Below are 15,187 nucleotides of genomic sequence, written 5' to 3' on the forward strand. Positions count from 1 at the left end.
TGGGGCGAATACGTTGCAAGCGGAAGAAGACCGGCCGGCTTAGGTCAGCCAGACGCAGAGCACGATTCGGCGAAAGTCCGAATCGGGAAAAGGGAGATGTGCCGTCGCAATCGCCGGGCGAGGAGCGCAAACCACTTCCAGTTTGGCGAGTTCGTCAGCAAACGGCGTTAGCGCGACTGCGTCAGCCAGAACCCCTTCCGAAGAAATCAGAGAGTCGCCAAGGTTGAGCGGAACAAGATGGCAGTGGCAGGTTGAATCGCCCCGAACGCTCTCTCCGTCACCGCACGACGTGTTCGCCGCAACGTGACGTTGGCAATGCGGACAACCGGAACGACGTTCGTTGGAAGCGGTTGAGCGGCAGCAACGATGGGCGGTTGTGGAATAGGCTTCTTTCGCACAGCAACAAGCGCTTGGCGCAGCGAAACTTGCCGTTTGCAGGAGCAACGACAAGATTACGGAAAGCACGGCGGTTTTGCGTAAGAGTCCAAACACTTCAGATTCCGAGAACGCCAAGCGATATCTTGAAGTCTAAGACGGGGTTCGGTCAGCGTCAACGTCGTTCCAAGCGGCTAAGCCCCACCTCCCTAAACGCTTGCGACTCAATTGGCCGCCGGTTCTCGACTTATGGCCCCGTGCGAACGCCGGTCGTCTGATAGATTTTGGCGATGGCGGTCGCCATATCGCCGATCGCCTGGTGGTAACCGATCTCCAGCGTGAGAAGATTGCGGTAGTCGCGGATCACGCGGTCAAATTCGACGGCGCCATTGGAATAGGACTCTTGGTCCGCTTTGAGCGTTTGCTGGGCCTGGGGCAAGATCGTCGATTCGTAGAGTTCCGCTGTCTCTTGGGCTCGTTTCGCTTCGGCCACCAGGTCGACGATCAACGAAGCGTAGCGATCGGACAATTCTTCGACGGTGTTATGAGCGGCCTGATGTTTCCAGAGCGCTTCGTCTTCGATGGCGTCGTACTTGTCGCGCCAAATCGGAATGCTGATCTGGGCGCCAAGCGCCCATGGGTCCTGACCGACGTCAACGACGTTGCTCGGCGGGCGATTGTTATCGGTGGGATAGTAGCTGGCCGACAGCATGAATTCGGGCCGCCGCATCAGCCGCGCGACCTCAACTCCCCACCGCGTCGCTTGGGTTCGCATTTTTGCGGCTTCAATCTCGGGCTGAGAATGCAAAGCGATCTGCGTCAGCTCACTCGTATCCATCGTCGGCATGACGCTGTGGATCCGCTCGGGCGATGCAATTGGGGTTTCCGCGGATTGGGCGAGCAGCCGATTGAACTCGGCGACAGTTCCTTGTCGTTGACGCCGCAACGTGAGCAGCCGCTCTTCCAACTGCGACAATTCGAGCGTGCCGAGCAGGACGTCCCCCTGCGAAGCGGCCCCGGTCGCGATTCGCGCGTTCGCTACGTCAATCAGCGACGTGAGCAACTGTTGATTGGCGACCGCAATTTCAATCTGTTTTTCCAAGACGTACAAGCGATACCACTGCGTGCGAACGGCCGCTTCAACGCGCAGAGTCTCCGCTTCCAGTTCCGCGTGGATCGCATACGCGTCAAAGATGGCCCGCTGTTCGTCAGCACGCAGACGCGCGATCCAGGGAACGGCCTGACTGAACGTCATGTTGGCCCGCTGCGAACCGGCCGCCGTTTCAATCGGATCGCCAAAGATGTTGGCGCCAAAGCGAGGGTCAGGCAACTTGTCGGCGTAACGCGACTTGGCGAGCGCCGCTTGGTACTCGTGATGCAGACGAATCAAACGGGGATTACGCTCGCGGGCTAACAGTTCAAAACCATGCAGCGCGTCGGACGAATCGCTCGCTTCGTGCGTCACCAACTGGACCGGCGCCACGCTGGGCGGCGAAGAAGCGAGTTTGGCGTCCTGACCAACCGCAGCATCCACAGGAATGTGCGGCGTCACCGCGATCGGCGGCTGAACCTCGTTACGAACAACCGCCAGGGGAGAGCCAGAGCTGGCGCACCCGCCTGCAAGGAGCAGAATCGAGAGCGACTTCAGAAACTTCGAGTTCAGTGCCAGCATTCTACGGTCTCACCATGCATGCATACGTTCTCGTGAGCGAATGCTACGCACAAGAGATACAAAGAGAGGGTGAAGTTGGCACGGTCCAGTAGAAAGATCGGGATCGGCGGCGGTCGGGCCACGGCCGATTGTATCGAAAGGAGGCGTTTTCCGGAAAATGACGGTCCGGTTGTTCCGGTTAGGCAAAGTTGAGCGAGAGACGCCGCGGCGGCGTCGCAAGGGTAATACGCTCCCAAATCGGGCGAGATCAGTTCTCTAGCTTCGGCCCGAAGGCGAACCAGAGGCCGATCGTGGTGGAGGCGAGGATCAGGCCGAGTGCAAATGCTCCCCAGAATCCGAGGCCGAGGCGTTGCGAAATCGCTAGTGGGATAAAGAGCGGGAGTCCCAGTGGGACGAGGACGAGCGTTTCGCGTGACAGTTTTGAGACGGTGGCCAGGTCTTGGTCTTTCCACCATACGGCTACGAACGCCACGATGCTGACGATGGGAAGCGTCAACAGTAGAGCGCCCAGTCGCGGGTAGCGGTCGGCGATTTGTGATACGGCGGCGACGACGAGGCCGGCGATGATGGCCCGGAGCAGCATGGGGAGGACCTTTCCGTGGAGTGACCCAGACCCGCAGCCATGTTTGCTGCGGGTCTGCAGAAACTGGGGACGACTATTCGACCTTGATCGGGACGTCGAAGCTTACCGGTTCGCCGCTCGACGGGACGATCCGAAAGCGAATGGCGACCTCCTTGGCGTCGGCCGGGATCTTCAGACCACCTTGAGCGTAGTGGGCAGGCTCTTCCGGCGTTTCCGGTTCGTAGATCGTGCCGACTTCCTTCGCCAAAACCGTCGCGCCATCCTTCGACACCAAGGCGTTAAAGACCTTCACGTCGGCGACCGGCTTGCCATCCTTGGTGATCGAAACGGCCGGTTCGACTTCTTCGCCGGCATGCAGATGCGAGCCGTGATGCCCCAGCTTGATCGTGAGCCCGTCATGTTCTTTCGGTTCGCCTTCCCAGACGAGGGCGTCGTCGCCGCTGTGGGAGTGGCCATGTTCGTGCCCATGCGCTTCTTCGGTGAAATTGCCAGCGTACGGAGTTCCGTCCACAGCGGCGCTCAAGGTTCCTTCATACTCTTTGACGGTCCCCAAGCCTTCGTGCTTGCCGACGAAGCGAGACGCTTTTCCTGCCGGATCGCCTTCTTGCGGCTGCGGCAGCAGATCGGTTTGGAGCTTCGGATCTTTGATGGTGAGCAAGACCGACTCGGCGGCGATCGGTACCGGCGTTTTCTCATCGCCCCCCAGGATGTAGACGGTCGCTTCTTGCTTGGCGTGATCGACGGTGAACTCGACATGATAGGCGCCGCCGCCCCAGTCGGTGAGAACGCCGTCGTGCGGACCGGGGGCATGGCCATGGCCTTCTTCGCTGTGGTCATGGGTGTGCCCGCCGGGTCCGTGGGTATGGCCATGATCGGAATCGGCGGCGGCGTCCGACTTAGCCGGCGTCGCATTGTCATTCTTGCAGCCGAGTATTGCGGCAGCTGCAAACAGGCCGGCCAAAAGTGTGTAGCGGAGAATGTTGCGTTTCACGAAATCGCTCCTTCTAACGGGGTGAAATTGAATTCTGTGTTTACGGAATGAGTTCCTCTCCCGACTGTTCGGCGCGGGCCAGACGCAACGCATCCTTGCCGCTTAGCCGCCAGAAAATGCCGGGATGAATGAGGAATTCACAAAAAGTGGAAGTGACGAGGCCGCCAAGGATCACCGTGGCGACGGGGTAAAGGATCTCGCGTCCCGGCTCCTGACCGCCGATCACTAGCGGCAACAGCCCGATGCCAGCGGTGAGTGCGGTCATCAGCACCGGAGCAAGGCGTTCTAAGCTGCCGCGGAGGATCATCTCTTGCGAGAAGTCCTCTCCCTCTTCCTTCATCAAGTGGAAGTAGTGCGTGACGAGAAGAATGCCGTTGCGAACGGCGATCCCGCCGAGAGAGATGAAGCCGACCAGGCTGGCCACCGTGAGCGTTTGCTGCGTGATCACCAGCGCCAGCACGCCGCCGATGAAAGCGGTCGGTAACGCGTTCAGAATCTGGAGCACGACGCGAACCGAAGGAAAGAGAACCATCAGCACGACGAACATCCCGACGACCGAAACCGCCGCGAGAATCGCGATCGTACGAGTCGCCCGCTGTTGGCTCTCGAATTGCCCGCCGTATTCGATGAAATAGCCTTCCGGCAAGCCGACATTGCTGTCGACGCTCCGCTGGATGGCGGCTACGGCGCTCGCCAGGTCGCGACCTTGCGTGTTGCAGCGGATGACCATCCGGCGCCGGGCGTTCTCTCGATTGACGGCGTTGGGACCGACGCCGGGGCCGACGTCGGCGATCTCGCGAAGCTCAATTTGCCCCTGGCCGTTCGGCAAGTCGATGCGGAGTCGTCCCAAGTTGGCGTAATCGGTGCGGTACTCCTCCTCTAGTCGGACCAGCAAATCAAATCGCCGCTGGCCTTCCAACACTTCAGAAACGATCGCTCCCTGCAGGGCGGTTTGCAGCACGTTGGCGACATAGCCGCGCGTCAGACCGTAGAAGGCCAGGTCGTCGGTACGCAGATGGATTTGCAACTCCTCCGTCTGCTGAATCGGCTCGATCACCGGAGGGGTGATCCCGTCGATTTGTTGGATCGTCCCTTTGACCTTTTCCGAAAGCTCACGCAGTTTGTCAATGTCGTCGCCAAAGATCTTGATCGCGATTTCGGCGTAGACGCCGGAGACCATGTGGCTGATCAAGTGAGCGAGCGGCTGCTCGACTTCGATCGAGACGCCGGGAACTTCGTCGCTTAGTTCTTCCAAGAGGCGCTTGATGATCTCGTCACGTTCATGATGACTATCGGGATTCATGCTCAGGATGTATTCGCCGGCGTTCACCGGCGAGGCGTGCTCATCCATTTCGGCTCGCCCGGTCCGCCGGACGAAATAGAGGACTGCTCCGTCCGGGTTCTGGGCGTTTTTCTGCATCTCGCGAATCTTGCCGTCGATGAGCGCCGAAACCTGGTTGGACGCGTCGAGCGATGAGCCTGGGGGGAGCGTCACGTTGATCTGCACGCTCCCCTCGTCGAACTCCGGCAGAAAGTTTTTGCCCAAGTTCGCGAGTTCCCACCCGGCGAAGCCGACGCCGATCCAGGTAATCGCCAGCAACAGTAAAGGAGCCGCCATGCTGAAGCGAATCAGGTAACTAGCGCCCCATTTCAACGAGCGCAGGAGCAAACCGTCATGTTCCGCATGGGCTGCGCTCGACTGCGGCAGCAAATAATACGAAAGGACCGGCGTGACCGTCAGCGAAACGAGCAGCGACGCAAGGATCGAAACGATATACGCGACGCCGAGCGGAGCGAACAAGCGACCTTCGACCCCCGACAACGCGAACAATGGCAGGAAGACCAGGATCACCACCGCGGTGCCGAAGACGATTGCGCTGCGGATTTCTTTGCTCGCTTCGTAGACGACCTGCACAGCAGGGCGGGGGTGCTCGAGCGCATTGTTTTCTTTCAGTCGCCGGAAGATGTTTTCAACGTCGACGATCGCGTCGTCAACCAGTTCTCCCATCGCCACCGCAATGCCGCCCAGCGTCATCACGTTGATCGAAAGCTCCGATCCAGACAGAAATCCAATCAGCCGAAAGACGAACGTCGTGATGACCAGCGACAACGGAATCGCCGTCAACGTGATGAACGTCGTACGGAAGTTGAGCAAGAATAGGAACAAAATGATGATGACCAGCGTCGCCCCAATGATCAGCGCCTCGCCGACATTAAAAATCCCGCGGTCGATGAACTTGCGCAGCTGAAACAGTTCGGGGTTGATAACGATATCGGCGGGCAGCGACTCCTCCGACGCGGCGAAGGCCTCTTCAAGCCGATCGGTCAAGCCGCGCGTATCGACGTGCGGCTGCTTCACGATGGTGAAGACGACGCCTGGCCGGCCATTCACGCTCCCGTCCCCTCTTTTGAATTCGGCGCCTTCGACGACCCGAGCCACTTGTTCCAGAAGGATGGGACGTTCACCGGTGTTTTTTACCGGCACTTGCGACAAGTCGTATAGCGTGCGATCGGAGTCTGGTCCCAGACGACCGAGAATTCGAATGGGACGCTCCGTTTCTCCCTTCACGGCGAAACCGCCGCTGGTGTTGATATTGCTCTCCTGAATCGCCTGTTCGACTTCCTGCAACGTGACGCCGTATTCCAGCAGGGCGGTGGGGTCGATGCGAACCTGGTACTGCTTGCGGTCACCACCCAGGATGAACGCTTCCGCCACCCCGGTCACCTTCAGAATGCGGGGGCGTATCACCCAGTCGCAAATCGTTCGCAAGGCAAGTTGGCGAGCTTCCGCCGAAGGAAGCGGGACTTCGTACGTTTCTCCGTCAATTCTCAACGTGGCGGACGGAGTTCCGGCGATTCCCGGAGCACTATCAGCCGGTGCACGCTCCCAACGCACAATCTCCGCCGCGACCGGCTTCCAGGTATCAACCTGGTCCCGAATCTCAGGCCGCCAAACTTGCAACGATTCCTGGCCACTTTCATCGGTCGCAATCTCCACCATCATCGGCGTCTTGCTGATCGGGTATAACTCGCCGCCGCGGGGTCCTTGTTGACGATAGATCCCGGCGACGACGATTTGTCCCATGATCGAGGAGGGAGGAGTCATCATCGGCGTGACTCCGCTGGGGAGAACTCCTTCCAGCGTCCCGAGTCGCTCCTGCACGGTTTGGCGAGCCGATTTGATTTCGGTGTTCCAATCGAATTCGATGTAGATGACCGCCAGGCCGGCCGTCGACTGGCTGCGAACAGCCTGCACGCCGCTCGCTCCGAGCAGCGCGATTTCGATCGGTTGCGTCACTAACGTTTCGACTTCTTCGGTCGCCAGGCCGCGGCATTCGGTCAGGATGATCACCCGTGGGCGATCGAGATCGGGGAAGACATCAATCGGCATCTGGGTCGCGAGATACGAACCATAGACGAGCATCGCCAGGCTGACGAGCAAGATCAGCAGGCGATATTGCAGTGAAAATCGAATAACGGCGTTGAGCATGCTTGCGTCCTCTTAGTGAGCGGCGTGAACGGTTCCATCCGCGTGAACGTGCACGTCGGCACGCACGCCGCTGGCAGCCTGAGCTTTCAGCACACGATTGAGGGAAGCGGCTCCGTTCTGAGCCAGGTACAAGCCTGGCGTCACGCTGCCGTCATCGGCCAGAATCACATTCAAGCGATCCTCTTGCAGCACTTGAACCGGAATGCGATTGAACAAGTCGCCGTTCTGTTGAAACACATAAGCGTCGGGCCCATCGCGGACAACGGCGGCGCTGGGAAGCACGAGCACGTCATGCAACTCTTCGACCGGCACATGGAGCCGTACTCGCTGTCCTGGACGAAATCGCCAGACGACGAAGGTCTCGCCGTTCTTTTCGTACAAGCGAGGTTGATTCGTCAAAGGAATATAAAAGTCGAACGTGCGGCTTTCGGCGTCGACCGCGTTCGAGAGATACTCGATCTCGAACTCCTGCGACAAATCGGGCCAATGCTCGGGAGAATCCTCCGCGAATTCGACCGTGACTTTCCAGCGGTTCTGGGCCGCATCTTCCAAGTAGGGAGCTTCCCGCTTGAATGCATGTCCCTGGATATAGAGCCGGCGATGATTCGAGAGCGTGGCGAGCAGATCGCCAGCTTGCACTTGCTGCCCGAGCGAAACTTGAAGTTGCTGGACTTCGTACGCGGCTTGGTCCTGTTCGTCGGAGGCTTCGCCAGGTTCGACGGCGCTGCCGGTGATTGACCCGCTTGCCGAGCGAACGGGAGGGGCAGCGATGTTGATTTCGCGGATGAATTCTCCGGCGGCGACTTCGTCAACTTGCTGTGGGGTAAGACCGCAGATGAGTAAGTCCTGGCGATAACTTTGGATCAGCGCCTCCTGGCGAAGCTCCTGGCTTTCGAGTTCGATAATTCGCGCCCCCGGCACCGCGCCGCTGGTCGCCAAGGGACGAAGTCGATCGAGTTGCTCGCGCACGATTTGCCGTTCCTTCGTCGCGGTGAAAAGCTCCTTCTGCGCGCTTTGGAGGTACTCACTGGAAAGTCGCAGTCGGAAGAGACTTTCTCCGGGACGTACCGTCTGGCCGGGATAGGCATGAATTTCCGTGACCACGCCCACGGCCGGCGCAGTGACGCCGCGATCGGTTTCGCCGGGGCGATTGGCCAGAATCCCCGGAATTTGAATCGTGCGCCAATAGGTCTGCGGCCGCGCCGGCTTCACAACCAGGCCCAGGTTCTTGCGGGCCTGCGGGGAAAGCTTAAGAACCTTCGGATCGTCTACGGGGGCGACGACTTCCGATTCTTCCTCGGCTACATTGCCAGGATTCACGAGCGGCAACCAACGCTCTTGGGTGAAGTAGGCGATCGCGGCCACAACCAGCATGACCAAGGGAGCCAGCGCGTAGCGAATCAAACTTGGGATAGGCATCGGATCAAACTCCAGACGGACGCAGAAGAGGTTCTGCGATGGTGGGGCCGACAGTTACGGCCAACGCAACGGCGTTTTTAGAAGGTGCGCGTACCGGAACAGTCCAGGATTCAGCACACCGCAGAAAGGTTTAGCAGCGAATCGAGAGAAGCTGCTCGTAGCGCGCGCACGAAGGGCGCAAAGGACTGTCCCAACCGAGACAATAGCGAGTTTCCGCTTTACAAGCCGCTTGAATAGAGCTGGCTGCAATCGGGCAGACGCTGAACCACGACCAGGTCAGTTTAGGGACCGAAGTCGAAACGTTGTCAATGACCGCGTCGTCGGCCGTCAGGAAAACAGCATCGCTGTCATGCTCCACCGGCTCCGGTTCCGGGGCCTGCGAAGCGTGCTCGTGGTGATGCCCCTTCTCTCCATGCAGATGAACATGAGGCCGAGCCGCATGCTCCTCGGTATCGCACCCTGTCTCTTCTCCATGCCAATGAGGCGCAGCCGCAAGCGACTGCCCTACAAGCAGAAAGATGAGCAAGATGGAAACGAAACGTCGCATACCGAAGCCAAAATGTTGTGCTGAGACAAAATAAAGGATAAGCCGCTGCTCACGGTTCGGCAAGTTGAATAGAAATGTACGGCAAATAGCCGGTACTGCAGATGGGTTTCGCATGCGAAGAGATTTGACCGAGTCGCAGGTCTCCGAAACCGCCTCGTAATCTTGGCCCTTCCACCAACTCACGATGCAGGTCGACGTGCGACTTCATACTGCCGAAGAGCATCCCATACGGTTCCAGTCCATGCGGTCGACGCGGCCAACCAAACTAGAAGCCCAGTATCCAACGCATTTCGTCTGCAAATAGCTGAGGAGCTCGTCGCCGATCGCCAGACGGCACCACCTGGAGACGACCCAGGCTGCTTTCGACACGGCGGCGACCGGAAAGGCCGACCAAAACGAGGGCTGCAACGGATGCGTCAGATTACGGAAATGGCGGGAATATCGGAGCAGGCAGTCTAGGCGATATGTCGGAAACCGAGATACGACAACAACTGGCCTCTATTTGCTCCAATCCCCCCTCTATCGAAGGTAGGCCAGGCAGGACTCGAAAGTGGGCCGAATTCCTCGGGGAAAACCGGGGTTGAGACCCAAAGCGGCGCAGAATCCGGCGCAGTTAGTGCATCAGGAGAGAAGATTGATGAGGACTTGGCAAAACTGGTCGCTGCCTGGCCAGGCTTGAGTCAGGAAAAACGGGCTAGAATACTCGTTATCGTAAGCCAAACGTCCTCAATACGACGCTGAGGGGGTTATCGATCGTTTGATTTGAAAGGATTGGCTAGGCACCGGAAGCTGTAGTGGTGCGTGACGTTTGACAATTAAGAGTGGTCCGATCTGCAGTGCTTCTACTGTACCGGTGTTACGGTTGGTGCCTCGTTGAGTTGCGGATGGGGGCATTCTATGGGGAGTCTGGAGATTTAGGGCTGTGTGTCCTCGTTGAGCACCAGTGCGTTCGTTACCACTTTGCCGTCGATCTGTTTTACGAGAGCGTTTATCGCCAAACGCGCTTCTGAGATTTGGGAATACGAGAGAGAAAAAGCCTCCCCTTCCTTTAATCCAACCTGCGGGTGTCGAGCCGCATACTCCGCATCAACGACTCCATTTTGGTGAACCAAAATGTGACGCATGTCAAGGTACGGCAACGCGGATTCCACAACTGCGACATCAAGCTGAAGGTTTAGCTTGGCGTCAATTGCTTCGATTAGCTTTATTGTGCTTCGCTCGTTCTCTAGCTTTCTAAATAGGTCATTGGCGATTTGTTGAACGACAGCATCCCATGAGCCCAGTTGAAGTAACTTATTTGCTTCGATCGCAAATCGATGGTCGCCGATCAAGCGATTGGGATCGAGTGACTTCTTTGCACAGCAACGAATTATTTCTACCAGAAAGTGGCTCAATTCCTCGTAGACGTCCTTGATGTAAGCCCCGCGCAGAGTTGTGTTGAGATGTTTGCAGGCAAGGGCACGGTTGTGATCCGACCGCTTTCTCTTCGCCAATCGAGGATGTTTGTGCTTGGCAATGCCATCAAATAGATAGATCTTCGATCGCTGGTGCTTCCAATGCGATGGCTGCGAGAAAGCATCGGCCAGTTCCAGGTCGGCATCGAATTGTGCAGTTCGATTCAAGTACTTTACGTACGCCTTCGTTTTCATGTGTACGTCCCACGTGTGCTAAAATGTGTCTATGTGAATCTCTTTGTCAAATCTATGCCAATTACATTAACATTTTCGATGTCAGGATAGTTAAGAGCTATTTCTTGCCAAAACTGACGTAGGGAACTGACCAAACCGTCAAAGTTCATTCTCTTTCTTGAGCCTGGAATCTTCCATGATTTCCTCTTCCCTTGGTGCACCAGAATGAAAACGCCTCGATTGGAGCGTGGATCGCGAAGGTAGTCTCCACAAAGCTGGTTTTCAAGTCGCTCAAATAGAACGGGGCCAGACCATTTGTCCGATAGTTTGAGTTCGCACGGCACAGGTGCGTCAAAAGTAATGCCGTGAACTCTCAGGTCTGGTCGCTTTGCATCCGCAAGTTCCTCCTCCTGAGGGATTGCGTATCTACCGAATGACTTTTCGCGAAGTTCTCGGCCGATGAAAACTCGCATATCGGTTTCGAGATTCACTTCCTGTAGTATCTTGGCGATGCTTGCGTCGCCGTCCTCGAGGTCAGTTTTCAGATCAAGTAATCGTAGATGTACCAGCTCTGCGAGCTGTCGGTGATTCTCCGGCGAGCACTCTAAATTGTCATAAAAATCGCGTACCTGAGCAGGCGTCCAGGTGCACAAATCGGCATCCGATTCGGCTTTCGCCTTGGCCAGCGAAGAAAACCACGGCCTATACTTGCTTGTCGGGTGCGCACTTGCGATCTCATTCAAGGCAATGAAGGCATCCTTGCCCGGAATGGTGCGGAGGATTTCGGCGAGGCCATTGCGTGCGTCTTGAGCTAGGTCTCGCAAGCCTGGGGAGTACGCTCCCTTGCCTATTCGATTGATATCGTCATTGGCCTGAATGTATTGATGCATCAGAAGGTACAACTGCTTCAGAAAGACTGGGAATCGATATGCGCCACGAACTCTTGAAAGTTCTCCGCGCCGACTTCCCATCAGCCTTGTGACGAATTCCATCGCGAAATCAGTGCGAGCTTCAGGGGCTAGGATTCTTTCTATGCGGTCCTCTAATGCGGGTATGGCCTTTTCTGGGGCCACGCCGACCCAAACTGCGAACCAGCATGCCGCATGCTGTTGACGCTTCAAGGTCTTGCTTTTCCTTGCTGCTAACTTGGCGATATCGCCATCCGATACTGACGAGTTTTGGACGATGCTAAGCAAACCAACGAGGTTGTCGAGATTGGCTGGTTCTTTGGCTTTCAATATCGAGAAGACATCCGGGCCAAGTTGATCCCAGGCCCATTCTCCGTGCCAGTTGATGTCGGAAAGTATATAGTGAGAGTTCTGACCGCTTTTGGTGGTCGCCGACTCATAACGGATTTCGTTGATCATGAAGTTCTGAACAACTGTTGGGAATGCATCGAAGAGTCGCGGCAGCCAAGTAGGAAATCCGTTGATTTCGTACGAGGCATAGCGACACGCCAACTCAGCATCTTGAGGAGTCAAATCGGCAGGCCAATTGTCCGTTTCCTGGGCCTCGATCAGTAGGCCAGTGAGTCCAAAAATCACGGGAAATGAAATCTTGTTTGCGGGGGCGCCTTCCGAACGCAATTTAGGAACGAACTTTCTCCAGAAACCAGTCACGCCATCGCGAAATGCTTGAGCAACGTCGTCTCCGAACTCTCCGATAAGACACCTCCAGTTTCCGTTGCCCAAGTGGCTGGACTGGTTGTTTTTATCTCTCAACTCCTCATGAAGGTGGTATTGGCAATTTGAGAACTCTCCTGGTGCTATGCCGTTGCCACGCAGCAAAGCGGTGTTCTCTTTCAAGAATTCCCGCCAATCTTCTCGTCGCTTTGCCTCCTTGGCTTGTCTTGCCTTGGCTTGGCGTTTAAATCTAGCATCCATCACTTGCCATTTTGATCTTCCCCTTGCCGGTGGCCGCAGGTAGTTTCTTAAACTGCCCTCAAGTACCTTGTCACCTGCGACGATCTTCTTGAGTCTGTTTCGTTGCCTTCGATCGCGACCTCCATCGACGTATAGCCGGAATGCGAGCGACAGTGCGATCCGTTTGTCAGTTGGGGAAAGGCTGTCGGTGATTCCTTTGACGGCAAATTCAAAGTCTGACTCGTCAAATTGCCAATATCCTCCCGGGATCGAGACTTGCCAAAACTCCGTTGGGGTGTCCTTGGTGGGGTTTTGAGATTGGTGCACGTCGTGCCAGAACAGGGCCCGGTTTAGTTCGGGCCACATAGGCACGAGCTCAGCTATGCGGAATGACGCATCGCTATAGTCCCCAAAATTGGAGCGATTGACTAAAGTGAGCTTGTGGAGGATTGACAGATTGGCGTCTTCCAGTGCCTCGGGAAAACGCTCCTCGATTAGCCGCTCGGCGGCATGTCCGGCAGCCCTCATTAGCCAGCCAAACCTTTGCGAGACGCCGCCGCGGTCTCGTTCTAAGCTTGGTGGCGTAGTGAGCAGTCTATTCAACTCTTTTACCCACATAGGGAGAACTTCAGGCGGGACGCGTAGGATATAGGAAACTACGGCGTCAAGCAGACCATCGGAGCGATTTAGATTGGGCTCATCGGCTTTGGCGAGGCAACCGAGTAACCATTGGGTTGATTCTGCGTTGGGCTCCAACTGATCTATTAGTTCCTCAAGCCAGTCTCGATTCAGAATGGATTCCTCACTGAGAAACTTCTGACGAATCTCATTAACGTCCTCGGTCGTTCCAATCGCTTTTACAGCCCTGAATGCTGCAATGCGTGTGTATTTTGACGAATCTGCATCTAGGGCAACCGCTTTGGCTTCGGGGAGGACTTCTCTAAGTTCTCCAATCCAAACCATGCGAAGCAAAAAGAACAAGAGTTCGTCGCTAGATCTATATTCCTTGATTAACTTCTTGATGTCAGGCACAAGGTCTTGATTGGCAAATCGTTGAATTGCTTCATTGCCTGTAGCACCGTGATTTGAGGCACCGTCGACAATTCGCATGCACACTTTCTTGAGAAGGCGACTGCGAAAACTCAATGGCAGCTTGTTGGGGTCTCCTCCTTCCAGGAGAACTTCAGGTGCGATGTCGTTAACGCGCTCACAGATCTTTTCGTCTTTAATTGCAAGCCAGGGGATCACGGGGCGCATTGTCGGTATGACGACATCCACGCCGTATTGATTACGGAATAGCAGAGCTTCAATCTTGTTTCGCGAGGTCGCGCGATCCAATAGCTCTAGCATCCACGCGGCAGTTAGGAATTCTCTAACGGAGCGATGATGAAACCGTACAGTGCCATAGATGGCATCGTCAAAAATTGGACGTTCCAACAAGGTTGCGATATCTTTGTCGTCCCAATCCGGCAAGACCTTTGAGATGGGGATTCCATCGGAGTTTTCGCTTCCGTCGGGCACGCAAATAGTCGGGACGCGACTTATGGTTGCCGCTGCAGCCAAAAGCATCGCCCCGAGTCTTGCACGATTCATCGTTAGGCGGCGTGCTTCAGCGCGGCCTTGATCTCTTTCGCTCAGCCGGCGGTCAATGCTGTGCTGTATTAGCTCTAGTCGGCTTCCAATTCTGCCGCAGTCGCTCCAAAACTCTGCTAGTTCAGCCAGGTCCTGAGGCCGAGTAGTAAAAGCCCATGCGTCAACCCTTTCGACGGCGTCAAGTAACGCCTTTGTGTCTTGAACGCCCTTTGCCGCGACGAACGTTTCGATTTGTTCCGCGTTTAGGTTGTCCAAGGCGAGAATCAGGAATCCATCCTGCTTGTTAGCAGCTTTCGAGTCGTCTGCGTCGAAATCTTGGCTAGGGCCATCCAGTTCGTCTGTAGTGCTGGGAACGACCGCTATCGATGAATCATACGGGAAGTGCTTCGTGCAGTGGTCGAGGTCTGTCCTGGGGCGCCACGCGGTCGTTCTGCTAGTTATGACGATGTGTGCGCGCTGGTGCGCCCTAGATATGCGTCTACCGAGTCTGCGTATAGCTCTTTCAAAGTCACCCGGGTGACGCAGCCTTGCTTCATCGACCGAGTCGAGTAGCAGCCATCCTTCTTCCTCCGAATTCAGCCACTCTTGGAATTCTTCCCACGAGCCAGTTTCAAACGCTTCCTCAAGGTCTTGGGGGATATGCTCGAGACGCAAAAAGAATGCTCTTTTCCCTTCATTACGAAGCGTATCGGCAATGTTTCGTATTTCCGCGGTCTTCCCCGAACCTGCTTCGGAAAGAATAACAACTCGGAATCTAGTGATAACGTCGTTCCATGTCATTTGCTCAGAAAAGAGACGAGTGGCGGCGAAGTCCAGGTTTTCATCGCTGCTGTCTTGTGAAAGCTCGCGAAAAGTACGATGAAGCTGAACGAATTGACGGTGTTCCGAAGTTTCTGACATCTCTTGTCTGCTCGTCATACGAATAATGTGTGAATGTTAAAATTACGGACTTCGTCATCGTTCAATAGAGCTGGTCTTCCTTTGTCGGCGGATAAGCATCTGCCATGTTTAGCAACCGAATAGTCGA

The 15,187-nt window shown here is 56.1% G+C and carries 9 protein-coding genes; all 9 read right to left on the reverse strand.

Annotated features, from left to right (window positions below; translation table 11 throughout):
* Nucleotides 1–39: 39 nt before the first annotated feature.
* The 9 genes from LOC68_RS08545 to LOC68_RS08585 all read right to left on the reverse strand — a co-directional run bounded on the left by LOC68_RS08545 (nt 40) and on the right by LOC68_RS08585 (nt 15,060).
* Nucleotides 40–492: a hypothetical protein gene (locus LOC68_RS08545; protein ID WP_230217711.1), complete on the reverse strand. Its 453-nt coding sequence runs from the start codon at nt 490–492 to the stop codon at nt 40–42.
* Nucleotides 493–622: 130 nt separating this feature from the next.
* Nucleotides 623–2,047 (reverse strand): TolC family protein, encoded by a 1,425-nt coding sequence (locus tag LOC68_RS08550; protein WP_230217713.1) that lies wholly within the window; start codon nt 2,045–2,047, stop codon nt 623–625.
* A 247-nt stretch (nt 2,048–2,294) separates the two neighbouring features.
* Entirely contained in the window at nt 2,295–2,630 is a 336-nt protein-coding gene (locus LOC68_RS08555) for a hypothetical protein (protein ID WP_230217715.1), read from the reverse strand.
* Nucleotides 2,631–2,703: 73 nt separating this feature from the next.
* A complete protein-coding gene (locus LOC68_RS08560) occupies nt 2,704–3,621 on the reverse strand; it encodes a hypothetical protein (protein WP_230217717.1) in 918 nt (305 codons plus the stop codon).
* A gap of 40 nt (nt 3,622–3,661) precedes the next feature.
* Nucleotides 3,662–7,111 carry an efflux RND transporter permease subunit gene (locus LOC68_RS08565; protein ID WP_230217719.1) on the reverse strand — a complete coding sequence of 1,150 codons (3,450 nt, stop codon included), beginning with the start codon at nt 7,109–7,111 and terminating at the stop codon, nt 3,662–3,664.
* Between the two features lie 12 nt (nt 7,112–7,123).
* Entirely contained in the window at nt 7,124–8,530 is a 1,407-nt protein-coding gene (locus tag LOC68_RS08570) for an efflux RND transporter periplasmic adaptor subunit (RefSeq protein WP_230217721.1), read from the reverse strand.
* 130 nt (nt 8,531–8,660) lie between these two features.
* Nucleotides 8,661–9,077, reverse strand: coding sequence for a hypothetical protein (locus LOC68_RS08575; protein WP_230217722.1), 417 nt, complete (start codon nt 9,075–9,077; stop codon nt 8,661–8,663).
* 914 nt (nt 9,078–9,991) lie between these two features.
* Nucleotides 9,992–10,726, reverse strand: coding sequence for a hypothetical protein (locus tag LOC68_RS08580; RefSeq protein ID WP_230217724.1), 735 nt, complete (start codon nt 10,724–10,726; stop codon nt 9,992–9,994).
* Nucleotides 10,727–10,755: 29 nt separating this feature from the next.
* Nucleotides 10,756–15,060, reverse strand: coding sequence for an NACHT domain-containing protein (locus LOC68_RS08585; RefSeq protein ID WP_230217726.1), 4,305 nt, complete (start codon nt 15,058–15,060; stop codon nt 10,756–10,758).
* Between the last annotated feature and the right edge of the window lie 127 nt (nt 15,061–15,187).

Source organism: Blastopirellula sediminis, assembly GCF_020966755.1.
Classification (GTDB): domain Bacteria; phylum Planctomycetota; class Planctomycetia; order Pirellulales; family Pirellulaceae; genus Blastopirellula; species Blastopirellula sediminis.

Coding starts and splice junctions, on each gene's coding strand:
- LOC68_RS08550 (WP_230217713.1), bottom strand. CDS start 2,047: ATGCTGGCACTGAACTCGAAGTTTCTGAAGTCGCTCTCGATTCTGCTC.
- LOC68_RS08555 (WP_230217715.1), bottom strand. CDS start 2,630: ATGCTGCTCCGGGCCATCATCGCCGGCCTCGTCGTCGCCGCCGTATCA.
- LOC68_RS08565 (WP_230217719.1), bottom strand. CDS start 7,111: ATGCTCAACGCCGTTATTCGATTTTCACTGCAATATCGCCTGCTGATC.
- LOC68_RS08570 (WP_230217721.1), bottom strand. CDS start 8,530: ATGCCTATCCCAAGTTTGATTCGCTACGCGCTGGCTCCCTTGGTCATG.
- LOC68_RS08575 (WP_230217722.1), bottom strand. CDS start 9,077: ATGCGACGTTTCGTTTCCATCTTGCTCATCTTTCTGCTTGTAGGGCAG.
- LOC68_RS08580 (WP_230217724.1), bottom strand. CDS start 10,726: ATGAAAACGAAGGCGTACGTAAAGTACTTGAATCGAACTGCACAATTC.
- LOC68_RS08585 (WP_230217726.1), bottom strand. CDS start 15,060: ATGTCAGAAACTTCGGAACACCGTCAATTCGTTCAGCTTCATCGTACT.